At 27.3% G+C, this 24,922-nt stretch carries 21 protein-coding genes; 10 read left to right on the top strand and 11 right to left on the bottom strand.

Annotated features, from left to right (window positions below):
* Positions 1 to 6 precede the first annotated feature (6 nt).
* From CARM_RS00755 to CARM_RS00735, 5 genes are all read right to left on the bottom strand, one after another.
* Positions 7 to 1,341, bottom strand: a complete 1,335-nt coding sequence (locus tag CARM_RS00755; protein ID WP_139426630.1) for a DUF6844 domain-containing protein — start codon at positions 1,339 to 1,341, stop codon at positions 7 to 9.
* 25 nt (positions 1,342 to 1,366) lie between these two features.
* Positions 1,367 to 1,996 (bottom strand): penicillin-binding protein activator LpoB, encoded by a 630-nt coding sequence (lpoB, locus tag CARM_RS00750; RefSeq protein ID WP_139426605.1) that lies wholly within the window; start codon positions 1,994 to 1,996, stop codon positions 1,367 to 1,369.
* Between the two features lie 13 nt (positions 1,997 to 2,009).
* Entirely contained in the window at positions 2,010 to 2,339 is a 330-nt protein-coding gene (locus tag CARM_RS00745) for a YcfL family putative periplasmic lipoprotein (RefSeq protein ID WP_139426607.1), read from the bottom strand.
* Positions 2,336 to 3,682 (bottom strand): COG3014 family protein, encoded by a 1,347-nt coding sequence (locus tag CARM_RS00740; protein WP_139426609.1) that lies wholly within the window; start codon positions 3,680 to 3,682, stop codon positions 2,336 to 2,338. Before CARM_RS00740 ends, CARM_RS00745 begins: the two co-directional genes overlap by 4 nt.
* A gap of 191 nt (positions 3,683 to 3,873) precedes the next feature.
* Positions 3,874 to 4,908, bottom strand: a complete 1,035-nt coding sequence (locus CARM_RS00735; RefSeq protein ID WP_139426611.1) for a cytochrome-c peroxidase — start codon at positions 4,906 to 4,908, stop codon at positions 3,874 to 3,876.
* Positions 4,909 to 5,122: 214 nt separating this feature from the next.
* Between CARM_RS00735 and plsY the strand changes: the two genes are divergently transcribed.
* The 5 genes from plsY to CARM_RS00710 all read left to right on the top strand — a co-directional run bounded on the left by plsY (position 5,123) and on the right by CARM_RS00710 (position 8,651).
* Entirely contained in the window at positions 5,123 to 5,734 is a 612-nt protein-coding gene (gene plsY / locus CARM_RS00730) for a glycerol-3-phosphate 1-O-acyltransferase PlsY (RefSeq protein WP_139426613.1), read from the top strand.
* Positions 5,719 to 6,036, top strand: coding sequence for a dihydroneopterin aldolase (locus CARM_RS00725; protein ID WP_139426615.1), 318 nt, complete (start codon positions 5,719 to 5,721; stop codon positions 6,034 to 6,036). Before plsY ends, CARM_RS00725 begins: the two co-directional genes overlap by 16 nt.
* A 76-nt stretch (positions 6,037 to 6,112) precedes the next feature.
* Complete coding sequence (gene hsrA / locus CARM_RS00720) at positions 6,113 to 6,787, top strand: homeostatic response regulator transcription factor HsrA (RefSeq protein WP_139426618.1); 675 nt, start codon at positions 6,113 to 6,115, stop codon at positions 6,785 to 6,787.
* Between the two features lie 122 nt (positions 6,788 to 6,909).
* The gene (locus CARM_RS00715; RefSeq protein ID WP_012660922.1) at positions 6,910 to 7,155 is read left to right on the top strand and encodes a YfhL family 4Fe-4S dicluster ferredoxin; all 246 of its coding nucleotides are present in this window, start codon (positions 6,910 to 6,912) and stop codon (positions 7,153 to 7,155) included.
* Positions 7,155 to 8,651: a Ppx/GppA phosphatase family protein gene (locus CARM_RS00710; protein ID WP_139426620.1), complete on the top strand. Its 1,497-nt coding sequence runs from the start codon at positions 7,155 to 7,157 to the stop codon at positions 8,649 to 8,651. Before CARM_RS00715 ends, CARM_RS00710 begins: the two co-directional genes overlap by 1 nt.
* On the opposite strand, the gene CARM_RS00705 is transcribed toward CARM_RS00710, so the two are convergent.
* Genes CARM_RS00705 through CARM_RS00695 form a run of 3 tightly spaced genes read right to left on the bottom strand, consistent with a single transcriptional unit; the run spans position 8,648 to position 10,124 of the window.
* Positions 8,648 to 9,412: a hypothetical protein gene (locus CARM_RS00705; protein ID WP_139426622.1), complete on the bottom strand. Its 765-nt coding sequence runs from the start codon at positions 9,410 to 9,412 to the stop codon at positions 8,648 to 8,650. The two genes, CARM_RS00710 and CARM_RS00705, sit on opposite strands and share 4 nt — an antisense overlap.
* A complete protein-coding gene (gene fliN, locus CARM_RS00700; protein ID WP_039617302.1) occupies positions 9,409 to 9,705 on the bottom strand; it encodes a flagellar motor switch protein FliN in 297 nt (98 codons plus the stop codon). The genes CARM_RS00705 and fliN overlap by 4 nt, the downstream gene beginning before the upstream one ends.
* Entirely contained in the window at positions 9,702 to 10,124 is a 423-nt protein-coding gene (locus CARM_RS00695) for a chemotaxis protein CheX (protein WP_139426624.1), read from the bottom strand. Before CARM_RS00695 ends, fliN begins: the two co-directional genes overlap by 4 nt.
* 114 nt (positions 10,125 to 10,238) lie before the next feature.
* On the opposite strand from CARM_RS00695, the gene pseI reads away from it, so the two are divergent.
* The 5 genes from pseI to CARM_RS00670 are packed head-to-tail and all read left to right on the top strand — an operon-like array spanning position 10,239 to position 18,730.
* The gene (gene pseI / locus CARM_RS00690; RefSeq protein WP_139426626.1) at positions 10,239 to 11,273 is read left to right on the top strand and encodes a pseudaminic acid synthase; all 1,035 of its coding nucleotides are present in this window, start codon (positions 10,239 to 10,241) and stop codon (positions 11,271 to 11,273) included.
* Between the two features lie 2 nt (positions 11,274 to 11,275).
* Positions 11,276 to 13,165, top strand: a complete 1,890-nt coding sequence (locus tag CARM_RS00685; protein ID WP_139493257.1) for a motility associated factor glycosyltransferase family protein — start codon at positions 11,276 to 11,278, stop codon at positions 13,163 to 13,165.
* 55 nt (positions 13,166 to 13,220) lie between these two features.
* Positions 13,221 to 14,957 (top strand): motility associated factor glycosyltransferase family protein, encoded by a 1,737-nt coding sequence (locus CARM_RS00680; RefSeq protein ID WP_139427337.1) that lies wholly within the window; start codon positions 13,221 to 13,223, stop codon positions 14,955 to 14,957.
* Position 14,958: 1 nt separating this feature from the next.
* Positions 14,959 to 16,809: a motility associated factor glycosyltransferase family protein gene (locus CARM_RS00675; RefSeq protein ID WP_139471208.1), complete on the top strand. Its 1,851-nt coding sequence runs from the start codon at positions 14,959 to 14,961 to the stop codon at positions 16,807 to 16,809.
* Between the two features lie 34 nt (positions 16,810 to 16,843).
* Positions 16,844 to 18,730 carry a motility associated factor glycosyltransferase family protein gene (locus CARM_RS00670; RefSeq protein WP_139427333.1) on the top strand — a complete coding sequence of 629 codons (1,887 nt, stop codon included), beginning with the start codon at positions 16,844 to 16,846 and terminating at the stop codon, positions 18,728 to 18,730.
* 28 nt (positions 18,731 to 18,758) lie between these two features.
* Here CARM_RS00670 and CARM_RS00665 read toward each other — a convergent pair whose 3' ends face one another.
* The 3 genes from CARM_RS00665 to CARM_RS00655 form a co-directional block, all read right to left on the bottom strand.
* Positions 18,759 to 20,468 carry a flagellin A gene (locus CARM_RS00665; protein WP_151899163.1) on the bottom strand — a complete coding sequence of 570 codons (1,710 nt, stop codon included), beginning with the start codon at positions 20,466 to 20,468 and terminating at the stop codon, positions 18,759 to 18,761.
* Positions 20,469 to 21,255: 787 nt separating this feature from the next.
* A complete protein-coding gene (locus CARM_RS00660; protein WP_139454175.1) occupies positions 21,256 to 22,977 on the bottom strand; it encodes a flagellin A in 1,722 nt (573 codons plus the stop codon).
* Between the two features lie 83 nt (positions 22,978 to 23,060).
* On the bottom strand, positions 23,061 to 24,776 hold the full coding sequence (locus CARM_RS00655; protein WP_139427200.1) for a motility associated factor glycosyltransferase family protein: 1,716 nt from the start codon (positions 24,774 to 24,776) through the stop codon (positions 23,061 to 23,063).
* Between the last annotated feature and the right edge of the window lie 146 nt (positions 24,777 to 24,922).

The raw sequence follows: 24,922 nt of genomic DNA, 5'->3' as shown, positions 1-24,922 counted from the left end.
ATATTCCTAAAAATCATCTATATCATTTACAACATTAGAACTTCTTTGGATATTTGAAGAAGATTTTTTAATAGGAACTTTAGAAGATTTTGGATTTAATGTTTCATTGATATTTGCCACATTAGCATAAGAATAAAATCTTACAACCCCAACATGCTCTACACCATTATCGCTTGTATAACTCCATTTTTTTAATGTTGATATACCACGAATTTTTCCACTAGCACTAGCCTTTATTTTTGTATTTATTTTTTCGATAATATTCATAAAATTTTGAGTTTCTTCTTGAGTAGTATTGTCATTTATATTAAAACTTTGCTTGATGATTTCTTCATAACTTTCTCCAGTTGTAGTTTCATCAACAAGACTTAAATTTGTATTAATAAATTCAACAATAGCTACATCAGCCATTGTTGCTGCAGTGTTTTTAGCTTTATCTTCTAAAATATTTGTTTTCTTAGCATTATTAGCATCAGCAACATACCCCCAATTTCCATAACTTAAAATTACTGGCAAGCCTTTTTCATCATAAACTAAACGAATACCATATTCATTAAGAAAACCTTTATCATCTTGAGGCAAATATTCACTAATATTTTTTCCTTTTCCAGTTATATTGCTTTTGCGTGATAGTGCCATATCTTTTGCAAGTTGACGCGTTTTACTTGATACAACAGCAATTACACCTATATCATATTGTCCTCTTCTTTGTGTAATTATAGTTTGAACAGGAACTAAACCACTCATAGAACCAACAGCAGTTGTTATAGTTTTACTAAGAAATTCTTTTTTTAATAATGTCTTTTTTCTTTCTTCTGTTAAACCTTCTACATTTATACCTAAATCTTTTAATGCTTTATCTAATTTTGCTCCAGTAAGTTGAGTAAGCTTGTCAAAAATTTGTGATAAAACTCCACCTTTTGAAAGCTCTTCAAATTCTTTTGCATTAGAAGATCCATCAGATTCATAATTTTGTATTTTACTAACAGCTATTCTTCCAAAAGCATCTTTGATAAATTCTGTTTGCAAATTTAACATAGCTCTTTGATAAGCATTTTGTAAAGCTTGTGCAAATTGAGGGTCATTATCATTTATTGATACTTCGCTTCTACCTGTGTAAAAAGTTTTTCCTTTTTTTGTTACTCCATATTCTATATTAAAATCTTTAGCAAATTCTTCGAAAAAATCATCTAGTGATTTAGGGGAAATATCCTTAGAGCTTGCATCAGATATTTCATTTTGAACTTTAACATCTTCTTGAGTGATTTCAACCTGTGAAGTTGCTTGAGCATAAAGAAAACTAACTACCAATAATGATCCAATAATAAATCTTTTTTTCATCATATCTTTCCTTATTATTTTATTATTACCAACTTACGGTTTTACTTGAACCAAGCTTATTGATTCTATTAGTTTTTTGCCATACCACCAAACCACTAACTTTTTCAGCTAATTTCATTACAAAAAAATACTCAACTTGAGTTTTTCCATTGTTTAACTTTACATTTTGCTGATCAATTCTTCCTTGTAAAGTTAAAGAAGCACTGATTTGAGTGTATTTTTTTGACACTGTTGCTTTATCATACCTATCATCATCTTTATCACTTATAAGCTCATCCATATTATTTTGGGTTGCATTATCATTACCTTGAGTAGCTGAAGCTGCAAATTTACCCGAATTTATAAGCTCTTCTACCATCAAATCAGTCAAATTTCTAGTATCAATTCTCAAAGCAGTGTTATTTACTACATCATAGACTGCAACTACCGCCTTACCCGAATTTCCTATTTTTTTGACAACATATCCTGAACTAAACAAACTATTTAGCATTTCTTTAGCGGTATTATCAAAATCTTCACCAGTTAAAGCCATGCTTAAAGAATCGCCTTTCTTTACTTTAGCTGCAGTTCCATCTACATAAGCAGGTTGTTGCATACACGCACTAAATAAAACACCTATAATTGCCACACTTGTTAAAATTTTAATTTTTTTCATTATTTATCCTTTTTTATTTAATATATATTTTATATTTTTTTGCTTCCTTATTACTAGCTATATTTTGTATAATATACTCTTGTTTAGCTAATAAGTTAATATTTTTATAGTTTCTATCAATAGTATTTTTTAACACAAAACCATCTTTATCAAACCATTCTATTTTATAAGAAAGTTTTTTATCAACAGAACTATAAAAAATAATCTGCACTTCTAATAATCCTGCATTATTTATTCTTTCTTTTACACTTTTTACATTTGTATGTTTAAAGTTTGTATCAAGAGCATCTTGTGAAACCAATAACATACAATTTAATAACAATAAAAAAATTATCTTTTTCATTTTTCTATAATATTTATGCTTGGAGCAATACTAGGAGTAAAAGAACGCACTATAATCAATACATTTTTATTTGGATTAACTTGTTTATTAAATAATTCACTTTTATTAGGAGTTTTAATTACAACCTTGCCTGTATTTTTTACTATAACAACACCAATATTTTGCGGCAATCCTCTCCAAGATCTAACATCAGCTTGAGTTGTTGCGGCTGTTACAATACCACTAGCTAAACTTAAAAATCCTCCTGTTGAGTCATTATTAGCAACTGCTGCATTTAATGTTGTTTTTAAAATAGCAGAAACTACAGCCTTTGTAACTATTGCTGGTTGTTCAAATTTAAACTCACTTGCTACAACATTATCTAAATCAACTAATTTTGTAGTATTAGCATCATTTACACTTAAATACTCAAAAGATTGACTTCTTTTCTTTAAAGTAGGCAACGCAATAGAAGCTGTAGTTAGTGTATCATTTAAAATAAGAGGTAAGGTTAATTTAAATTCATCTTTTATCACACCAAAACCATTTTCATACACCACAAAAATATATTTTTTATCTTTATGAGTACGACTTATTATCTTCCATTCTTTATTGATTTCACCATTTTTTGGATTTAAAACTTTAATCTCTTTAAATAAGTCTTTGGCTAAGGTATAATCTTTACTCATATAATAAAAAATTGAAGCCAAATAAGTCGCATAAGGATTTGTGAAATTTTTGCTTGTTGAAAATTCTTCAAATAAAGCATCATACTGAGCGTTTATTTGTTTTGCTGAATCGGTAAAGTTTTTATTAAAATTTGGATCTTCTTTTTTGGCCTTTTCTAATTCTGCTTTGTTTTTAGCAATTTGGGCTTTAAAGTAATCTTTTGCTCTATCTTGACGGAGTAATGCTCTTTTAAATTCTACTCTTGCATTATTAAAATCACCTTCGCTCATAAAATTTAAGCCCTTATATACATTAACCATAATTCTTTCATATAAGGAACCATCATAATCTAATATAGAATCATTTATCAATGTAGTTGCAGCTGTTTTAGCAACTTTTTGAACACCGCTTCTTAAATCAACATCAACCTGATAAGATTCTTCTACCTTATCAAAAAATTCATTACTAAGATTAAAATCGCCACAATTTTTTGCAATTAAACCTGCATTTAATCCCACATAAACTGGATCATCATTTTTATCTACCTTAGCCATTTCTTGAATAAAAAAATCCTTAGAACACACCTTTTGAACTAATTTTTGTTCCAAGTCATTATTTACTTTTGCATAATTAGCACATGCACTAAATAAAACTGCCGTTGCAATAACAATACTAAACAGAAATTTATTTTTCATAAACAAATCCTTAAGTTAAATGAATAATTATTTAAAATTATACACAAAAAACATATAAATCAATAATTATATTGTTTATATATTATCATTGCAAATACAATGAAAATAGTAATTTAAAAAATAAGAAAGAATTGAATATATTTAATTATAAATAATATTTCCCTAAAGAATGAACTTTAGGGAAAACTTTATCAAAGCTCTGGTTTTGGAGTTTTTTCAGTTGCTTTTGGTAACTGAGGATAAGTAATGTTTGGTTTTTTACCTGTTAAAGCATTTAAGAAAATTTCTATAGAAGCTGCTTCTTTATCAGAAATTTCTATACCAAGTTGAACACTACCCATTTCTTTAATTGCTTCTTGTAAAGACCAAATAGCACCATTGTGGAAATACGGAGCTGTTTCAGCTATATTTCTTAATGTTGGAGTTTTAACTAAACCATTTGCATCACCTTTAAAATCACCAATATTAGCAAATTTATATTGTGCTGCTACTTGGAAAGCTTGCATACTACCACCTAAATTTACTCCAGTGTGGCAAGCTGTACAACCTTTATCAATAAAAGTTTTTAAACCTTCTTTTTCTTTTTTACTTAAAGCTTTAGTATCACCTTCTAAGAATTTATCAAATTTAGATGGAGTTAAAAGTGTTCTTTCAAATGTAGCAATAGCATCTGCAATATTGTCAAAAGTTACTCCATCGCCACCATATATTTTTTTAAATTCTTTTACATATTCTGGCATAGAAGAAATTTTTTCTACTGCTAATTTTGCCGGAGTTGCCATTTCAGGCTCTGCTTCGATTGGACCTTTTGCTTGATCTGCTAAAGTTCCTGCTCTACCATCCCAAAATTGAGTTGAATTTAACACTGAATTATAAACGGTTGGCGAATTTAAATGATGTGGATTAGCAGTCCATTTATGTCCTACAGCAGCAGCTATACCATCAGCACCACCCATACCTAAATTATGACAGGTATTACAAGAAATCAAACCACTTTTAGAAAGTCTTGGCTCAAAATATAATTTCTTACCAAGATTGGCTTTTTCTTTAGAAAATTTACTAGCCTTAATGCCCATTTCTTTTAAAAGCTTTTCAACGCCTGCTTGATCTTTTGGCAGTGGTGCTAAACCTGCAGATTTTGCTTCATCTAATAAAGCTTTATCATTAGCTAAAGCAGTTGATGCAACTAATAATGATGATGCAACTAATAATGAAATTTTTTTCATTATCTACTCCTAGAAATAAGATAAAATAAAGCTTATTTAAAATAAACTTATTGAAAATATATCTATAATTTTCTTTAAATAAAATAAAAAATTTATATTTATAAATAAAAATTATTATAAGATAAAATATCTCTTAAATATTAATTTCAGTTTTTTTTATTGTTACTTTTGATATATTATTTGTCTAAATTATTTTAATAGAGTGAAATATAGAATGGAAAATTTGATAATTTATCTTTTAGCTTATCTTATAGGTGCCATACCATTTGGTCTTTTACTAGCTCAAATTTTTGCTAAAACAAATATCAAAAATACAGGAAGTAAAAGCATAGGTGCAACTAATGTTTTAAGGGTAGTAAAAAAAAGTGATCCAAAACTTGCCAAAGCGCTTGCTATAGCAACCATTGTTTTAGATGCTTTAAAAGGAATTTTACCTATATTAATTGTGAAAAATTTAGGTTATGATGAAAATATTTTATGGACTATGGCTGTTTTGGCAGTATTTGGGCATTGCTTTTCACCTTATTTAAAATTTGAAGGTGGCAAAGGAGTGGCTACTGGGGCTGGAGTTTTAGCAGTATTTTTACCTTTTGAAATTATATGTGCGTTTTTAACATGGTTTGTTATAGGAAAAGTTTTTAAAATTTCAAGTTTAGCTTCTCTTGGTGCTTTGATAGTTTTAATCACCACCTCTTTTATTTTTCACTATGAAATACCAGTTATCAATACACATGCACCTATTTTTATCATTGCTTTTATAGTAGTTTATAAGCATATACCAAATATTTTAAGACTTATTGGAAAACAAGAATGCAAAGTCATATAAAAATAAATTTAGAATTTAAATGTATTATAGGTCTTTTGGACTATGAGAGAATTCAAGAACAAAAAGTTCTTATAGAATTAGAAGCAAAAAGTAAAAATTTTTTAGATTATGCTAAATTATGCGAAAAAATTGAAATAATTTACAAAAAGAAAAAATTTAAAACTATAGAAAAATCTTTAAAATATCTATGCAAAAGCATAAAAAAATATCATAAAAAGCTTAAATTTATAAGCATTACTTGCTATAAACCAGATGTTATAAAAAACGCACTTGTTGGAGCAAGTATCGTCAAAAAATATTAAAAATTTTTAAAGAATTTTGAATATTTGCTTAATTTATGCTATGCTTTCGCATAAAAATTCTTCAATAAGGAATAAAATGCGCATTTTAGTTGTAGAAAATGAAGCATCACTAAACAAAACACTATCTAATGCTTTAACTGAATTTGGATATCAAAGTGATACTTCAGAAAATTTTAAAGACGCTGAGTATTTTATAGGTATTAGACATTATGATTTAGTGTTATCAAACTGGATAATCGGAAGTTCTGATGCAAGTGATTTGATTAATGTTATAAAACATAAATCTCCAAGAACTGCTATAATAGCAATTTGCTCAAAAGCAAATAAAGAAAATGAAATCAAAGCATTAAAAGCTGGTGCTGATGATTATATAAAAAAGCCTTTAGATTTTGATATTTTAATGGCAAGAATTGAAGCTAGGCTTAGATTTGGCGGAACCAATGTAATTAAAATAGATGATTTGATTATTGATCCAGATGAAGAAAAAATTACTTATCAAGGTAAAGATATTGAATTAAAAGGTAAACCTTTTGAAGTTTTAACTCACCTAGCTAGACACTCTGATCAAATTGTTTCAAAAGAACAACTCCTAGACGCAATATGGGAGGAACCTGAATTAGTAACTCCAAATGTTATTGAAGTTGCAATCAATCAAATTAGACAAAAAATGGATAAACCGCTTAATATCTCTACTATAGAAACGGTGCGTCGTAGAGGTTATCGCTTTTGCTTCCCTAAAAAAACAAACTAAAAAATTATCAGAATGAATTTTCATTCTGATAAAACAAAAATTTAAATTTTCTTACCTTTTTAAATTACATATAAGTTTTTATATAGTATAAGTTAGCTTTATTATTCATAAAAAGGAAAAATATGTCACTTTTAATCACTAGAGAATGTATATCCTGTGATGCATGTAGGGAAGAATGCCCAGATGAAGCAATCTATGATAATGATCCTATTTATGTTATAGATCCTGATCTTTGCACTGAGTGTGTGAATGAATTTTCAGAACCAGCCTGTATAGTAGCTTGTCCTGTTGATTGTATCATACCTGATCCTGATAATGTTGAAAGTATTGACGAACTTCGTCTTAAACATAAAAACAAAGATATTTAATGGCAAAAAAAACAGCAGTAATTGATCTTGGTTCTAACTCTGTTCGTATGGTAATTTTTGAGAGAACCTCAAGATATGGTTTTTTTATTTGTAGTGAGCACAAAAAAAAAGTTAGGCTTGGAGAAAATGCTTACAATAATAATAAAATTCTTCAAGAAGATGCGATGCTTAAAGCACAAAAAGCATTACTTTATTTTAAAGAAAAAGCTATTAAAGAAAAATGTAGAAAAATTATTGTTGTTGGAACTTCTGCCCTAAGAGATGCACCTAATGCTAAAGAATTTATCACAAGAATTAATAAAAATGTCGGTTTAAATATAAAATGCATTAATGGCAAAACAGAATCTTTCCTGGGTGGATTGGCTACTTTAAATTTATTATCAAACATTCAAAATGCCACCACTATAGATATAGGTGGAGGCTCTACAGAACTATGCTTAATTAAAGATGGTAAAATAATTGATTGTATTTCTTTGGATCTTGGAACAGTAAGATTAAAAGAGCTTTATTATGATATGAAAAAATTTGATGCATTAGAGCAATTTATAAAAGAAACTCTTTTGCAGATTCCAAAATCATTTCAAAATGACAATATCATCGCCATAGGTGGTAGTTTAAGAGCATTATCAAATTCTATTATGAAAAAAAATTCATATCCTTTAAAAATGATTCATAATTTTAGTTACAATTTTGATAAGGAAAAAAGCTATATAGAAAAAATTCAAAATGCTAAAAATTTAATTGATTTTAATATTAAAAAAGATCGTTTTGATACTATTAAAGAAGGCTGCATAATATTTTTAAACATAGCAAAAAATTTAAGAGCAAAAACAATCATTACCTCAGCTGTTGGAGTAAGAGAAGGGGTATTTTTATCAAATATATTTCACAAACACACAAAAATCAAAAACGAAACAACGGATTTTTCAAAATTTAATGCTAATTTTCCACCAAATTTCAATCCTAGCTTAAAGTCATTGCAAGATCGTTTTTGCGTTGATTATACTGATAGAAGTTCTTATTATGCAAACAAGATATTTGAAGCACTCCTACCCATACACAAAATAGATATAAATTACAAAAAAAATCTTCTAAACGCGGCAAAGCTTGCCCATATTGGAGAGAGAATAAATTTTTACTTTGCAAATGAACATAGTGCATATATGGCACTAAATGGCTTGCATTTTGGTTTTTCACATAAAGAAATTTTACTTATTTCTACTCTCTTAAAAGCAAATGGTAAAAAAATCAATCCTTTAACAATAGAGCATTATAAAGAATTATTACCAAATAATCATATTTTAATTTGGTTTAATTTTATTCTATCATTGGCTAGAAAATTAGCAAAAGATACAGATGAAAATCTCAACTTTGAGTTAAAAAATTATACTTTATATATTTACTCATCTAAAAAAGAAATTTATTTTTCTAAAGAAGAGATTAAAAAAATATCAAAACCAAAGCTGATTATTTTAGCCTTTAATCAAAAAAATTAATTATTTTGTTTTGAAATTAAATTTTGCAATCTTTGTTTATTTGCTTCAAAATACGAATCAAAATCTTTTTCTTGCGATTTTTGCGAATTTATATTTTCATTTTTTTCTAAGGCATCACTAGTTTCTAAAACAACATTAGAATTTCCAATTATCATTATATAGCGTTTTAACCCATACTCAAAAACTATAAGCTGATTATTCCTATCAAGAGATCTTTGAAATATCATATTGAAATTTCTATCTATAGGATGTTTTTGTTTTAAATAATTTTTAAAAAACCAAAGCACTATAAGCAAAAGAACTAAAACACTTACAACTAAAATGTAATTTGTAAAATCATACTCTTGCATATTTACTCCCGTAGTTGTTTGATTATTTAAAACTGGCTGTTCTTGTGATACAAAACTATCTTTTTTTTGTGCTCGTAGTCTTAAACCAAATTTATCACCGATTGTATCAGCTTTTATATCTACATCATCACCAATATTTAAAGCAATAAATGTTTTCTCGCCTTCTGAAAATATTTTAACTTTTTTTATAATCTTAGAATTAATTGTCTTATCTTCTTCTTTTGAAATTTTTGCATTTAAAGTAAAAATCACAATATTCCCTTTTTTATTTTGGCTAATACCTAAATCATAAGGGCCATCAAAAGAAAATGTAATATCTACCCTATCATCTCTTGGATAGATATTATAATCAAGAATATTCGCACCAAAAAGTGGAAAGAAAACTAAAAATAAAAACCATAAAAATTTCATTGCAATTCTTTTTTAAAGTATTGCAACACAGACTTCGAATCTAAGATTTCATTAATCCTTATGGCAAGATTTTTTTCATACACCATAACCTCGCCTTTACCAAAAATTCTTTTATTTAAATAAAGTTCTACACTTTCACCTGCTGGCTTTTCAAGATCTATAACAGAACCTACTTCTAGCTTTAAAAGGTCCCTAACGCTCATATTAGTCGTGCCAAGCTCACTAACAAAATCAACACTTATATCTAAAATATCCTCATAAGATTGTAATAATCCTAAATGATCTTCTATCATAGTTTTTTATAGCCTATTCTAAAACGAGCGTTTTTCATTTCATAAGTAAATTTTTCCTTGAGTTTTATTTTTGAAAATCCATCTATACGCCCCAAATATTCAGGAACACCTAAACGATATTCATCTTTGCCATTAGTATCATTAAGTAACTTTTTAGCATAACCTATAATTTGATTTGCCACTTCTTTTACCAAATCAGCCAAACCATCTTCTTTTAAATCTTCATGTAATAAAAATTGTGCAATTTCATTTAGGGCTTTTTTTTGAAAAAACAAATAAAAACTATACTCTTCATCTTTAAAATATAAAGGTATAGAAGCACCATAAAGCTCACCTCTAATTACACTAGTTGGCATAATTTTCAACTTCAAAATATGCTCGCAAAAGTGATATATTGAATATTCTAGGGTTTTATTCATAGCATAATCCTTAAAACTTATAATAAATTTATTTTACTAAATAAACCTTTAATCATAATTAATAATTAAAATATAAAATATGGTAAATTTTTATTTAAACAAAAAAGGGCTTTAATGTTTATAGAAAATTTTAACCTTGATGAAAAAGTTTTTATCATAGCCGAACTTTCAGCAAATCATGCAAATAGTCTTGAAGTAGCCTTAAAAACCATACAAGCAGCAAAAAAAGCAGGAGCTGATGCTATCAAAATTCAAACTTATACCCCAGATAGTTTAACATTAAATTCTGATAAAAAAGATTTTATTATAGAAGGTGGCTTATGGCATGGACGCAAATTATATGAATTATACAATGAAGCTAAAACACCTTATGAATGGCATAAAAAACTTTTTGAATGTGCTAAAAACGAAGGGCTTATATGTTTTTCTAGTCCTTTTTCTAAAAAAGATTTAGATTTTTTAAAACAATTTAATCCACCAGCTTACAAAATAGCTTCTTTTGAAGCAAATGATTATGAATTTATAAGGCTTGTTGCAAAAGAAAAAAAACCTACTTTGGTTTCTACGGGTATTGCTTATGAAGAAGAATTAGAAGAAATTGTAAAAATTTTTAAACAGGAGTCAAATTCTAATCTAATTTTATTAAAATGCACTTCGGCCTATCCTTCTCAAATACAAGATTTAAATTTAAACATAATAAAAACCTTAAAAGATAAATTTCAAACTACAATAGGCTTAAGCGACCACAGCGAAGGCTTTTTAGCTCCTGTTTTAGCTGTAGCACTAGGCGCAAGAGTAATTGAAAAACACTTTATACTTGATAAAAATTTAAATAGTGCTGATGCTAAATTTAGCCTTGATTTTAATGAGTTTAAGCAAATGTGCTCTATGGTGCGACAAAGCGAGCAAGCTTTAGGAAGCAAAGAATTTAAAATGGATGAAAAAACTTTAAAAAATCGTCATTTTGCAAGAAGCTTATATGCTAGCAAAAACATAAAAAAAGGTGAAATTTTCACAGAAGAGAATGTAAAAAGCGTAAGACCTAGTTTAGGTTTGCACCCTAAGTTTTTACCTATTATACTAGGTAAAAAAGCAAGCTGTGATATAGAATTTGCCCAAGCTTTAAAAGAAAAACACTTCAAAGGATAAAAATGCAAAAAACTTTATTTGAAAAAAACATAAACGCATTAAATAACATACCATTAAAAGAAAAATTAAAAAATTTTCAACAAAATCATTTTAGAGTAATTATAGGCAATGATCCTTTAGATATTAATTTTATAAATAATGGGGGGGGGTATAGGCTTTATGAAGATGTGCTTTTGCAATTAAATGAAAAATTAAATTTATACAATGATAAATATCTTTTATATCCTGTGCTTTATTTTTATGGATTTGGAAATGGAATTTTATATAAAGCTCTTTTACAAAATAAAAACAGACAAAAGATTGTTGTTTTTGAAAAAGAATTAGAATTTATTTATTTAAGTTTTCATTATATAGATTTTAGTGAAGAATTAAAAAATAATGCTTTGATTGTTTTGGATACTAATGATTTAAAAGCGATTGATTTTCAAATGCTTTTTTTCAACAACCCTTTTTTTAATTTCTTGCGTGTGTATTTTTTAGATATTCATTGTGATTATTATGAAAAATATCAAGAAGATATTTTAAAACTCAATATAACAATACAAGAACACATCAAGCAAATTGTATTAAGTAATGGAAATTCTTCCCAAGATGCTCTAATGGGTATAGAAAATTTTATCTATAATTTACCTAAAATTATTAGTAATCATTCTTTTAAGCAATTATGTTTAAAAAGAAAAAAACAAGCAAACAATGCTATTATAGTTTCAACTGGACCTTCTTTAATCAAACAACTTCCTTTGTTAAAACAATATGCTAATTATGCTAGTATAATTTGTGCTGATAGTGCTTATCCTATACTAGCAAAATATGATATAAAACCTGATTATGTTTTATCTTTGGAAAGAACTGAAGTTACAAGTGAATTTTTTAATAATGATTTTAAAGAATTTGATAAAGATATAGTGTTTGTATTGGCTAATGTTGTTCATAAAAATACAATTACATTTTTAAATAAAAATCATACAATTGTGTTTTTACAAAGAAGTTCAGGTTTTACTCATCATCTTGGATTAAAAAAATTTGGTAGTTTGCATTCATCTCCAAGTGTAGCAACTATGGCATATTTTTTAGCTCTAAATTTAGAATTTGAAAATATCATTTTTATAGGACAAGACTTAGCCTATGCAAAAGATGGTTCTTCTCATCCTAAAGAATATCACTATAGTGCAAATTACGAAAGCACTAGTTATGAGCATGAAGAAGTTTTAGCTTATGGTGGAGATGGTTTGGTTAAAACACATGAAACTTGGATGATTTTTAAACAAATGTTAGAATTTTTTATTTCTTCTAGCACACATATCACAACCTATAATTGCACTGAAGGTGGAGCTAGAATCAATCACACCATAGAAAAACCTTTCAAACAAGTATGCGAACAACTTCTAACAAAAAAACTTAATAAGCCTTTTGTAAAACTTGAAAAATTAAATGAAAATAAACAAAAAGAATTAATGCTAAAGGCATTTTATAAAATTCACCAAGTCATAAAGCTATGTAAATCTTTAAGTATAGAATGTCTTGATCTATCAAATAGATTAAATTTTATGGGAAATGATGAAAAGAACTTTTCATCATTAATTAAAGAGTTAGATTGTTTTAAAATTAAATTTGAAAAAATAAAAGTTTTAAAAGAATTACTTAATCCTTTAAATACTCAATTTGAACTTAACTTAGCTCGAATTTATGTATTAAATCCTAAAACAAAAGAAGATGTTTTTAACAAAAATTATCTTTGGATTAAAGAGCATTTAGAATGGTTAGAACTTATAATAGGTCATATAAAAAAACTACAAGAAAGTCTTGAAAAAAATATTATCAATTTAGAAAAAGAACTGATAAATAAAAATCTCCAAAAGCAAATTTTTAGAATAAAAAATGCTTCACTTTGATATTTTATAAAACATATGTAGTTTTGATATAATAAAATAAAAATTTGGATTTTAAATGAATAAAGAATTATTTTTAAAAAACACCCAAGCTCTTTTTGAAGTTGATCAAATATTAGCCTATAATCTAAGAAAATTAACCAGCACTCAAAGATTTCAACTTATAGATAATAAAATTTTTGATACACAAAATCAAATCTTTTTAGATAAAAACCACTCTTTTGACTTTGAAAAATTCAATCTATATCCAGTGTTATTTTTTTATGGTTTTGGTGATGGAATTTTTTTTATAGAACTTTTAAAAAATCAACACCTAAAGCATATTATAGTTTTTGAAGAAGAATTAGAAATTTTATATCTTGCTTTTCATTTATTTGATTTTACTACTCTTTTACAAAAAGAAAAACTCATTTTATTTTACCCACCAAATATCAATACAGCTCAACTTAAAATTTTATTTAACTACCCTCATATCAAACATACTTTAAAAATTTTTAATTTTCATTTTTATAATGATTTTTATATTAATTTTTATACACCAAATGCTCAAAATATTATGCAAAATTTATTAAATTTAGTTAAGAGCTTAATGCTAACTCGAGGAAATGATCCAAAAGATGCATTAATTGGAATTAAACATAATGTTATCAATCTTGAAAAAATTATCTTCAGTTCTCCTTTTAAAAATTTTTTAAAAGAAAGAAAAGCTAAAGCTAAAAATGCCATCATAGTTTCAACCGGACCATCTTTAACAAAACAATTGCCTTTATTAAAACAATACCAAGAAAATGTTGTGATTTTTTGTGCTGATAGTTCTTATCCTATTTTAGCTAAAGAAAATATCCAGCCTGATTATGTATTTTCCTTAGAAAGAGTTGATTTTACAAGTGAATTTTTTAATAATGATTTTAAAGATTTTGATAAAAATGTTTTATTTATCATATCTTCTTTAACCCATCCTAAAACCATAGAATACTTAGAAAAAAATGGTAGAGAATATATGCTTGTTTTAAGGCCTTTATTTTTTGAAAGTAAGCTTGGATTAAACGAATATGGCTTTTTGGGAAATGGATTAAGTGTTGCAAATATGGCTTATGAGCTAGCAGGTGCATTAAAGTTTGAAAATATCATTTTAATAGGTCAAGATCTAGCATATAGTGATGATGGTAAATCTCATCCTAAAGAACACCTATATGGCGATCAAGGAGATGAAGAAGTAGTTTATAAAAAAATTCCTGCTTATGGTGGATTAGGTGAGGTTAAAACTCAACTAACTTGGTATTTATTTTTAAAAAGTTTTGAAAAAGATATTGCTCTAACAAGAGATGTTTTAAAAATCACCACTTACAATGCCACTGAAGGTGGAGCTAGGATAGAAGGAAGTATAGAAAAACCTTTCAAAGAATTATGTGAAACTTTATTAAAAGAAAAAATTGATAAAAGTTTTGTTTTATCAAAACCAAAAAATCCTAGCAAAAAGCTAAAACAATGCAAGGAAAAATTACAAAAACAAATCAAACAAAGTGAAAATTTTATCAAAGAGTGTCAAAAAGCCTTAAAAGAACAAAATTTAGAAAAACTTGAAAAATTAAGAATCAAACTGCCACAAAGCGAATTTTTCTCAGATATTTTACAAGCTAGATGTTTTCAAAATGAATGTGAAGTTTTAAGATATAAAGTTAGTAAAGATTTAGATAAAAAGTATTTTTTAAATTCTCAACTAGCTTTTTTTGAAGAAGTTATCCTTTATTTAGAAAAATACAATCAAACCATAAAAGAAAATTTAAAGGTCTAAAATGGATAAAGCTCTTTTTAAAAAAAATATTTCCGCTTTAAATGAAAATTTTCAAACTATTTTTAAAAATATTAAAAAAACAAAATACAAAATTTTACAAGGCAAAGATTCTTTAGATATTAATATTATTGATGAATGGGGGGGGGTAATCTATGAAAATACTTTACTGGAACTAAACTCTAAATTAAATTTTTATCATCAAAATTATAGGCTTTATCCGGTGCTTTATTTTTATGGATTTGGAAATGGAATTTTATATAAAGCTCTTTTGCAAAATCCAAATTTAAAACATATTGTAGTTTTTGAAAAGGATTTTGAGCTTATATATCTTTTATTTTTTTATATTGATTTTTCACAAGAATTAAAACAAGGTAAATTAATCATTGCTGAAGAAAATCCACAAAATTGTGCTTTGCTTGCTTTAATGTCTAAAAATCCATTTAGAGAATTTATAAGAACTTATTTTTTAGAACCTCATTGTCAATATTATGAGCAATTTGAGCAAAGCATTTTAAATTTAAATCAAAAAATACTATCTAATATAAGATCCATAGCCACCATAAAAGGCACAGATGCAAAAGATACCTTACAAGGTATAGATCAGTTTATGCAAAATATTCCTATTATGCTATCAAAACCTTGCTTGAAAGAACTGCTAGATAAAAGAAAAGCTAAAGCTAAAAATGCCATCATAGTTTCAACCGGACCATCTTTAAGCAAACAACTTCCTTTATTAAAACAATATCAAGAAAATGTCGTGATTTTTTGTGCTGATAGTGCTTATCCTATTTTAGAAGAAAAAAATATCAAACCTGATTATGTTTTTATGGTTGAAAGAGGTGAAATTACAGCTGAATTTTTTAATAATGATTTTAAAGATTTTGATAAAAATATTCTCTTTATATTAAGCTCACTAGTCCATCCAAATGCTATAAAATATTTAGAGAAAAATAAAAGAAATTTTATGCTAATCTCAAAAGAAACCTTTGAAACATATTTTAAACTCAATGCTTTTGGTTATGTAGATTATGCACTTTCAGTAGCACATTTAGCTTTTATAGTTGCTAATTTATTGGAATTTGAAAATATTATTTTTGTCGGTCAAGATTTAGCATATAATGATTTAGGGCATTCTCATCCAAAAAATTACAAACATAGCCCAACTTACGAAAGTCAAATGGATAAATTTAACACTATAGCTTATGGTGGAAAAGGATTTGTTAAAACACATATTGTATGGGACATGTTTAGAGTAAATCTGCAACACCTTTTTACTCTTTCAAAAGCTAAAATTTACAATGCTACTGAAGGTGGAGCTAGGATAGAAGGAAGTATAGAAAAATCTTTTAAAAAATTGTGCGAGGATTTATTAAAAGAAAAAATTGATAAAAATTTTAAAAAATTAGATAATTTAAAATATACCAAAAAACAAGAATATCTTTTAAAAACTTACTATCAAATCAATTTACTTTTAAAAGATATCACGCATTATTTGCAAAAATATGCTGATATGATTTTATTTATCAAAGATAATTTTAATGATTTTTCAAAAATCATTCAATTTTTAGATGATTTTGATTTAGATGATTTTAAAAACAATGAATTGATTAAAACTTTACTTGCTTGTTATTTAGATCAAATGCGTTTTACTTTAGCTAAAATTTACATAATCATTCCAAGTGATAAAAATATTCTTTTACAAAAAAATCAAGCTTGGGTTAATTTACATTTAGAGTATTTTCAGCTTATATTAATTACCCTAGAAAGTTTAAAAAATCTTATATTAAAAAATAAAGATATTATTGAAAATGAAGTTTTAAGAAATAAGTTAGAAAAATATATTAAAAAATGACGATATACTTTTTCAAGATAAAGAGGGAGTATAAATGAAAACAGAAATTTTTAAAAAAAATTTAAAAGCACTCAAAGGTGGAGAATACAAAAATTTAAGACAAAAACTAAGTAAAGTAAAAGAAAGTAAAAATTATACCTACGAGTTTGGAAAAGACCCTTTACATTGTAATATCATCTTTCAAAATTCTAAACTTATTTATAATCAAAATCCCTTGAAAGAATTAGAAGAAAAATTAGCATTTTTCAAAAAAGAATACGCAAGATACCCTGTGTTATTTTTTTATGGTCTAGGAAATGGAATTTTATATAAAAGTTTATTGCTTAATAAAGAGCACAAAAGAATTATAGTTTTTGAAAGAGATTTAGAATTAATATTTTTAGTTTTAAATATGATAGATTTTTCAAAAGAACTCTCTCAAGGTAGATTAATTCTTATTCTCAATAGTGAGATGAATTATACTAAAGCTGATATTTTGTGTTCTTTTTTGGATTTATTTTTAAAAACTTACAATCTTCATATTCATTCTTCTTTTTACGAAGAACAAAAAGAAGAAATTCAAAAAATAAATTCTTTAAATTCTAAAGTGATTAAAAATATAGCTTTAAGAAGAGGTAATGACCCAATAGATGCGATGCAAGGCATAGAACAATTTGTTTTAAATATACCAAAAATGCTTACTCATCCAAGTCTTGAAGAGTTAAAAGCAAAAAGAAGCAATAAAAGCGATAATGCCATCTTAGTAGCCACTGGTCCATCTTTAAAAAAACAACTTCCTTTACTTAAAAAATACGCAAACAAAGCTACTATTTTCTGTGCTGATAGTGCATATCCTATCTTAGCAAGAGCAGGGATTAAACCTGATTATGTTTGTATGCTAGAAAGAGATGATGCGGTTGCAAAATGTTTTGATAATGATTTTGGCGACTTTGATAAAGATATTACCTTTGTTTTAGTTTCTCTAGTTCATAAAAATAGTATCAATTTTTTAGAAAAAAATAAAAGAAAATACCTTTTAATCTCAAGATCATTACCTTTTGCTTATTCTTTGGGATTGCATGAATTTGGTTATATTGGTGGTGGAATGAGTGTAGCACATTTAAATTACGAATTAGCTCTTTTGCTAGGACATAAAAATATCATTTTAATAGGTCAAGACTTAGCTTATAACGATGATGGAAAATCTCATAGCGAAGGTTTTTTTAGTGATTATGATGATTATTATGCAAAAGAATTTGAAAAAGATAAAGATAAATTCAAAACCTTAGCCTATGGAGGAAAAGGTTATGTTCAAAGCTCAGAAGTTTGGTTATTGTTTAAACAAATTTTTGAAGGCTTAATCTATAAACAAACAAAAGCAAAAATTTACAATGCTACTGAAGGTGGTGCTAGGATAGAAGGAACCATAGAAAAACCTTTTAAAACTTTATGTCAAACACTTTTGCAAAAAGAGATTAAAAAACCTTTTGCAAAATTAAAGAATTTACAACGCAAAAAAAGTGAAGAGCTAATGCTAAAGGCTTATAAACAAATCAAGCAAAACATCAAAAATAGTGAAGTTTTTTTAAAAGATTGTAAAAGACTATATAAAGAATTAAACAACCAAACAAAAATTCGCTATACACTTCATGAATTAAACGCCAAAATAGATCAGTTAAAAGAAAAATTAGAAAGCAATAAATTCATTTTTTTAAGAGAAGTTTTAAGTCCTTCTTTGTTTCATTTGGAAAGTAATTTTTCAAAAATTTATGTTCTTGCTATAAACAATGATAGTGATAAACAAAATAAACTTTTAGCTTGGATTGAAGCACATAAAACTTGGTTAGAAGATATAACAGAACTTGCTCTAGTCCAGCAAAAAGCTTTGAAAATAGCCATTATGCCATTGCAAGATATTTTAGAAAAAAGAAATATAATATAAAAGCGAGTTTTTATACTCGCTTTTAGGATTATTGTAAAAGTTTTAAAACATTTTGTTGCACAGCATTAGCCTGACTCATAGCATAAGATCCACTTTGTGCTAAGATATTGTATTTAGAAAAATTCGCACTTTCAGCCGCAAAATCCACATCTCTAATGTTTGATTCAGCTGATTTGATATTTACTTGAGTTACACTAATATTGTTTAATGTAGCAGTGATTTGATTTTGCACCGAACCTATATCAGCCCTAATAGCATCTAAATTTGCCGTAGCAGTTTCAACTATATCCATCACAGCCATAGCACCTTTGAGTGTAGTAACACCTGGTGTTTGATCTTTACCTGCTATATTTGCAGTTGCTACAAAATTTGCAAACTGAGAAGAACCATCACCAGCCGCACTCACTCCAAATGCTGCCGAAAAAGCTGTTACAAAAGCTAAAGCATCGGTAGAGTTATATACTAAAGACATATTTTTACCACTACCTACAGAAAATCCTGAACCTGCACTCATACCACTTCCAGCAGCACTCATAAAAGCAGAAACAGATGAGTAGGTAACTATCATTCTACCACCACCCTTATAAGCATTAAAGCCCATAGCATCAGCTACATTGGTATCAATTCTACCTTTTGATTCTCTTAGTGAAACTGATGCTTGAGAAATCATATCTCCTGCACCCATACCAATAGCTTCAAGTCCAGTTCCTGAGATTAATATATCTTTACCATCATTTTTCACTAAAGATAAACGACCATAATTTTCTTTATCTTTTGCTAAAATACCTGCACCAGGACCCATATCTCCTTCTATTTTGATACCTCTACCATCTCTTGAATTTAATACAAGTCTTCCATTAGGGTCTCTTGAAGCTTCTACCCCTGTAGTATCTTTAACTGAATTTATAGCAGCAACCAAAGCTCCATTTTCATCACTATCTTTGTATTCTATCTTACCTATAACAACACCATTGATTTTAAAATCATCACTCGTAGTTCCACCTTTTATAGGACCTACGCCTGTAGTTTGCACTAAGAAATTTGCTCTAACTCCAGTTTTATCAGCTACCCTATTAATCTCTTCAGCTAAAGCACCAAGCCCTGTTCCTACTGAAGTAGAAATCACTACTGGTTGGAATTTAAAATCATCAACTCCGTTATAATTTTTAATAGTAAGTTGAGCTATACCACTACTTTTAGCAGCAGAACCAGTTTCAAATCTAGTAACACCGATTTTGCTTGATTGAGTTGGTCCTATAGTAGCTTTTATGGTTTGATTTGATTGAGCACCCATTTGGAATTCTTGATTAACAAAATTTCCACTTAAAAGTTGCTTACCATTGAAAGCTGTAGTATTTGCTATATTATCAAGTTCTTCCATCAAACGATTGATATCAGCTTGAAGCATATTTCTTGTTTTTGTGCTTTGTCCATCTTGAGCTGCTTGAGTAGCTTTTACTTTAATGGTATCTAAGATTTTAAGTTGCTCATCCATAGCTTTATCAGCAGTTTGTAAGATACCTATAGCATCATTACCATTATTTATAGCTTGACCTAAAGTGGCAGCTTGTGATCTTAAACTATCAGCAATAGCCATACCTGAAGCATCATCAGCTGCAGAGTTGATTCTAAGACCTGAACTAAGTCTACTTAGAGATTTATCTAATTCTCTTGCTGTGATAGTTGAATTTGCATGTGCATTCATTGCACCTATGTTGGTGTTTATTCTAAAACCCATTTTAAATCCTTTCAAAATATTGCTTAAAAAAAGTAAAAGCAATAATCGTTCCAAGTTTCAAATAAAAGTTTCAAATAAAAGTTTCAAATAAAAGTTTCAAATAAAAGTTTCAAATAAAAGTTTCAAATAAAAGTTTCAAATAAAAGTTTCAAATAAAAGTTTCAAATAAAAGTTTCAAATAAAAGTTTCAAATAAAAGTTTCAAATAAAAGTTTCAAATAAAAGTTTCAAATAAAAGTTTCAAATAAAAGTTTCAAATAAAAGTTTCAAATAAAAGTTTCAAATAAAAGTTTCAAATAAAGTTTCAAATAAAAGTTTCAAATAAAAGTTTCAAATAAAAGTTTCAAATAAAAGTTTCAAATAAAAGTTTCAAATAAAAGTTTCAAATAAAAGTTTCAAATAAAAGTTTCAAATAAAAGTTTCAAATAAAAGTTTCAAATAAAAGTTTCAAATAAAAGTTTCAAATAAAAGTTTCAAATAAAAGTTTCAAATAAAAGTTTCAAATAAAAGTTTCAAATAAAAGTTTCAAATAAAAGTTTCAAATAAAAGTTTCAAATAAAAGTTTCAAATAAAAGTTTCAAATAAAAGTTTCAAATAAAAGTTTCAAATAAAAGTTTCAAATAAAAGTTTCAAATAAAAGTTTCAAATAAAAGTTTCAAATAAAAGTTTCAAATAAAAGTTTCAAATAAAAGTTTCAAATAAAAGTTTCAAATAAAAGTTTCAAATAAAGTTTCAAATAAAAGTTTCAAACACCTTGAAAAATTTTCAAGGTGTTTTGGATTTCTTAATTATTGTAATAATCTCATTACATTTTGTTGCACAGCATTAGCCTGACTCATAGCATAAGATCCACTTTGTGCTAAGATATTAAATTTAGCAAAGTTTGCACTTTCAGCCGCAAAATCCACATCTCTAATGTTTGATTCAGCTGATTTGATATTTACTTGAGTTACACTGATATTGTTTAATGTAGCAGTGATTTGATTTTGCACCGAACCTAAATCAGCTCTAATTTGATCTAGATTAGTAATAGCAGTTTCAGCTATATCCATCACAGCCATAGCACCTTTGAGTGTAGTAACACCTGCTTGTTGATCCTTTGCGGCTATATCTTTTATGCTTGCATCAGAATGTCCAAAATTTGCAAACTGAGAAGAACCATCACCTTTGGCACTCACTCCAAATGCTGCCGAAAAAGCTGTTACAAAAGCTAAAGCTTCAGTAGAATTATAAAGCTTAGACATATCTTTACCACTACCTACAGAAAATCCTGAACCTGCACTCATACCACTTCCAGCAGCACTCATAAAAGCAGAAACAGATGAGTAGGTAACTATCATTCTACCACCACCCTTATAAGCATTAAAGCCCATAGCATCAGCTACATTGGTGTCGATATTTCCTTTTGATTCTCTTAGTGAAACTGATGCTTGAGAAATCATATCTCCTGCACCCATACCAATAGCTTCAAGTCCAGTTCCTGAGATTAATATATCTTTACCATCATTTTTCACTAAAGATAAACGACCATAATTTTCTTTATCTTTTGCTAAAATACCTGCACCTGCTCCTATACTACCTTCGATTTTAATACCTCTACCATCTCTTGAGTTAAGCACTAATCTACCATTAGCATCTTTAGAAGCTTCTACCCCTGTAGTATCTTTAACTGAATTTATAGCTGAAATCAAAGCTCCATTTTCATCACCATCTTTGTATTCTACTTCACCAATTTTTACTCCATTAATAGTAAAGTCTTTATCTGTTTTTCCAGCTTTTATAGGACCTACGCCTGTAGTTTGCACTAAGAAATTTGCTCTAATACCAGTTTTATCAGCATTTCTATTAATCTCTTCAGCTAAAGCACCAAGCCCTGTTCCTACTGAAGTAGAAATTATCACTGGTTGGAATTTAAAATCATCTATACCATTGTAATTTTTAATAGTAAGTTGAGCTATACCACTACTTTTAGCAGCAGAACCAGTTTCAAATCTAGTAACACCGATTTTGCTTGATTGAGTAGCACCTATAGTAGCTTTTATGGTTTGATTTGATTGAGCACCTATTTGGAATTCTTGATTAGTAAAACCACCACTTAAAAGTTGCTTACCATTAAAAGCTGTAGTATTTGCTATATTATCAAGTTCTTCCATCAAACGATTGATATCAGCTTGAAGCATATTTCTTGTTTTTGTGCTTTGTCCATCTTGAGCTGCTTGAGTAGCTTTTACTTTAATGGTATCTAAGATTTTAAGTTGCTCATCCATAGCTTTATCAGCAGTTTGTAAGATACCTAAAGCATCATTACCATTATTTATAGCTTGGCCTAAAGTATTAGCTTGTGATCTTAAGCTATCAGCAATAGCCATACCTGAAGCATCATCAGCTGCAGAGTTGATTCTAAGACCTGAACTAAGTCTGCTTAGAGAAGTATCTAAAGCTCTTGAGTTTAAATTTGCATTTGCTTGAGCATTCAAAGATGCCACATTAGTGTTTATACGAAATCCCATTTTAAATCCTTTTAAATAATCTTAATCGCTTCCATGCGATTTACAAAAACCATATCGTAAAAGTATAAAAAAAATTTATATTTTTAAGAAAATTTGTATTTTTGCTTAGCTTGAGATATAGCTTCAAGACTTAAACTACTAAATTCTATAAAAATTTTTAAAAAGTCTATGTATTTGTCTAAAGCATTTTGTGGATCTTGGTATAAACTAGCATTAAAAAAACCTCTATGATAAAATAAAGGCTTATACATAAAACTTTGTAAAATTTTAGCTTCATCTAAAAGGGTATTAAATTTTAAAATCAAGTCTAAGATGGTTTCAAATGCTAAATTGGCATTAGTTTCTTTGCAATTTTGCAAAACACTTAAAAGTTTTGTAGCATCATCGTTTAAATTTTGTAATTCTGAAAAATCTTTTTGCAAAAGTTCTAAAACTTTGTTTAGGTATTTTTTTTGTCTATTAACGCTTAGAGCATTAGGTAAAATAAAATCTTGTTTTTTATCTTTTAATTTTTCTAAAATTTCTTTAAAACTAATCTCTTTAGTATAATCAATAAAAGCTCCACCTTCAGTAGCATTATAAAAATTCACATTAGGATGAGATAAAAATAAAACTTCTAATCGTTTTCTAAATTCATCCCAGCCTATATGAGTTTGAACAAATCCTGATTTACCATAAGCTAAAACTTCAAGTTTTGTAGCCTTATGTTCAGCTGCTTCTACATCATGAAAAGTAAAAGCACTGGTATCTGCATGAGAATTGCCTTTTTCATTAAAAGCTAAATCTTGCCCTATCATAATAACATTAGCAAAACCCAAAGCAATAGCAAAAGAGTAAGCAAAATGAGCCACATTGATGCCTATGTCTAAATACCCAAATTCATTTAAATTCAATTTTTGCTGATAATCTAAATTTTTTAAAATAAAAATTTTATTTTCTTTTTTTTCTAAAATTTTCATCAAAGATTTATCTACAGCACAACTTACAATGTATATTGGTTCTTTTTTATTTGATGGTAAATTTTCATAAAAACAAATACATTGTTCATAAATATCCATAGAAAAAACAAAATCTGGATAAATTTCATTTTTAAGTAAAGTCTTATAAGTAGCATCCAAAGAAAAAATCACATAATCATCTTGGTAAGCTTTTAAAAGCTCAAGTTGTTTATTCAAAGAAGGTCCAGCACAAACTACAATAACACTTTTATTTTTAGCTTTATTTTCATAAATAAATCTTTGAAAAGGTATATTCTCAAGAATACTAGGGATATTAGCTAAAAATTGCTTGTAAATTTTAGCATCCATAGTAAAGCTTGTATCGACATTTCCAACCACTCTTTTTATCACACTCAAACACATATTATAAACAAAATCAAACATAGCACTTTGCTCATAAAATTCACTATAAGATAAAAGCTTAAAAAGACCTAAATACTCAAAACAATCCTTTTGAGAAAAAAGCAAGCAAAGCTGCTCTTCTAGCCTTTTTTCTTCTATATCACAAAGATAAATTTTCCCGCTTGAAAGCTCCATACTTAAATCAATCTTACTTAAAACACTAGCAAAAAATTCAACCTTATCAAAAATAAAAATATGTTTATTAATCAATTTTTTTAAAAAAAGCCCTTCACCTATGCCACAAAAAAATATATTTGGCATACTCAAGGCTTCTTTAGATGGTATGATAGGAATTTGACTTGGAAAAATATTTATATATTCTTCTTCTTTTAAAGATAAAATTTTTTCTTTTAAAGGTTTATTTGTAAATTCTAAGCTTTCTAAATTTCTTTTTAGCATTAAATCTTCCCTTGTGTATTTGTTTTTTATATTATAACAATATTTTAAAATACTAAAGAAAGACTGATTGTATTATTGTTTTAATCGGTAAGATTTTATTTATAAGCAAAAAATTTATTTTTTTTTTATACACTTTTACTAATTTT

The organism is Campylobacter armoricus, from assembly GCF_013372105.1.
Classification (GTDB): Bacteria; Campylobacterota; Campylobacteria; order Campylobacterales; family Campylobacteraceae; genus Campylobacter_D; species Campylobacter_D armoricus.
Note: the sequence above shows the minus strand (reverse complement) of the source record. Positions and strands in the feature narration are given on the sequence as shown.

What these genes read in the sequence shown, in the direction of transcription:
- CARM_RS00755 (WP_139426630.1), bottom strand. Translation starts at nt 1,341, where the DNA reads ATGAAAAAAAGATTTATTATTGGATCATTATTGGTAGTTAGTTTTCTT.
- lpoB (WP_139426605.1), bottom strand. Translation starts at nt 1,996, where the DNA reads ATGAAAAAAATTAAAATTTTAACAAGTGTGGCAATTATAGGTGTTTTA.
- CARM_RS00745 (WP_139426607.1), bottom strand. Translation starts at nt 2,339, where the DNA reads ATGAAAAAGATAATTTTTTTATTGTTATTAAATTGTATGTTATTGGTT.
- CARM_RS00740 (WP_139426609.1), bottom strand. Translation starts at nt 3,682, where the DNA reads ATGAAAAATAAATTTCTGTTTAGTATTGTTATTGCAACGGCAGTTTTA.
- CARM_RS00735 (WP_139426611.1), bottom strand. Translation starts at nt 4,908, where the DNA reads ATGAAAAAAATTTCATTATTAGTTGCATCATCATTATTAGTTGCATCA.
- plsY (WP_139426613.1), top strand. Translation starts at nt 5,123, where the DNA reads ATGGAAAATTTGATAATTTATCTTTTAGCTTATCTTATAGGTGCCATA.
- CARM_RS00725 (WP_139426615.1), top strand. Translation starts at nt 5,719, where the DNA reads ATGCAAAGTCATATAAAAATAAATTTAGAATTTAAATGTATTATAGGT.
- hsrA (WP_139426618.1), top strand. Translation starts at nt 6,113, where the DNA reads ATGCGCATTTTAGTTGTAGAAAATGAAGCATCACTAAACAAAACACTA.
- CARM_RS00715 (WP_012660922.1), top strand. Translation starts at nt 6,910, where the DNA reads ATGTCACTTTTAATCACTAGAGAATGTATATCCTGTGATGCATGTAGG.
- CARM_RS00710 (WP_139426620.1), top strand. Translation starts at nt 7,155, where the DNA reads ATGGCAAAAAAAACAGCAGTAATTGATCTTGGTTCTAACTCTGTTCGT.
- CARM_RS00705 (WP_139426622.1), bottom strand. Translation starts at nt 9,412, where the DNA reads ATGAAATTTTTATGGTTTTTATTTTTAGTTTTCTTTCCACTTTTTGGT.
- fliN (WP_039617302.1), bottom strand. Translation starts at nt 9,705, where the DNA reads ATGATAGAAGATCATTTAGGATTATTACAATCTTATGAGGATATTTTA.
- CARM_RS00695 (WP_139426624.1), bottom strand. Translation starts at nt 10,124, where the DNA reads ATGAATAAAACCCTAGAATATTCAATATATCACTTTTGCGAGCATATT.
- pseI (WP_139426626.1), top strand. Translation starts at nt 10,239, where the DNA reads ATGTTTATAGAAAATTTTAACCTTGATGAAAAAGTTTTTATCATAGCC.
- CARM_RS00685 (WP_139493257.1), top strand. Translation starts at nt 11,276, where the DNA reads ATGCAAAAAACTTTATTTGAAAAAAACATAAACGCATTAAATAACATA.
- CARM_RS00680 (WP_139427337.1), top strand. Translation starts at nt 13,221, where the DNA reads ATGAATAAAGAATTATTTTTAAAAAACACCCAAGCTCTTTTTGAAGTT.
- CARM_RS00675 (WP_139471208.1), top strand. Translation starts at nt 14,959, where the DNA reads ATGGATAAAGCTCTTTTTAAAAAAAATATTTCCGCTTTAAATGAAAAT.
- CARM_RS00670 (WP_139427333.1), top strand. Translation starts at nt 16,844, where the DNA reads ATGAAAACAGAAATTTTTAAAAAAAATTTAAAAGCACTCAAAGGTGGA.
- CARM_RS00665 (WP_151899163.1), bottom strand. Translation starts at nt 20,468, where the DNA reads ATGGGTTTTAGAATAAACACCAACATAGGTGCAATGAATGCACATGCA.
- CARM_RS00660 (WP_139454175.1), bottom strand. Translation starts at nt 22,977, where the DNA reads ATGGGATTTCGTATAAACACTAATGTGGCATCTTTGAATGCTCAAGCA.
- CARM_RS00655 (WP_139427200.1), bottom strand. Translation starts at nt 24,776, where the DNA reads ATGCTAAAAAGAAATTTAGAAAGCTTAGAATTTACAAATAAACCTTTA.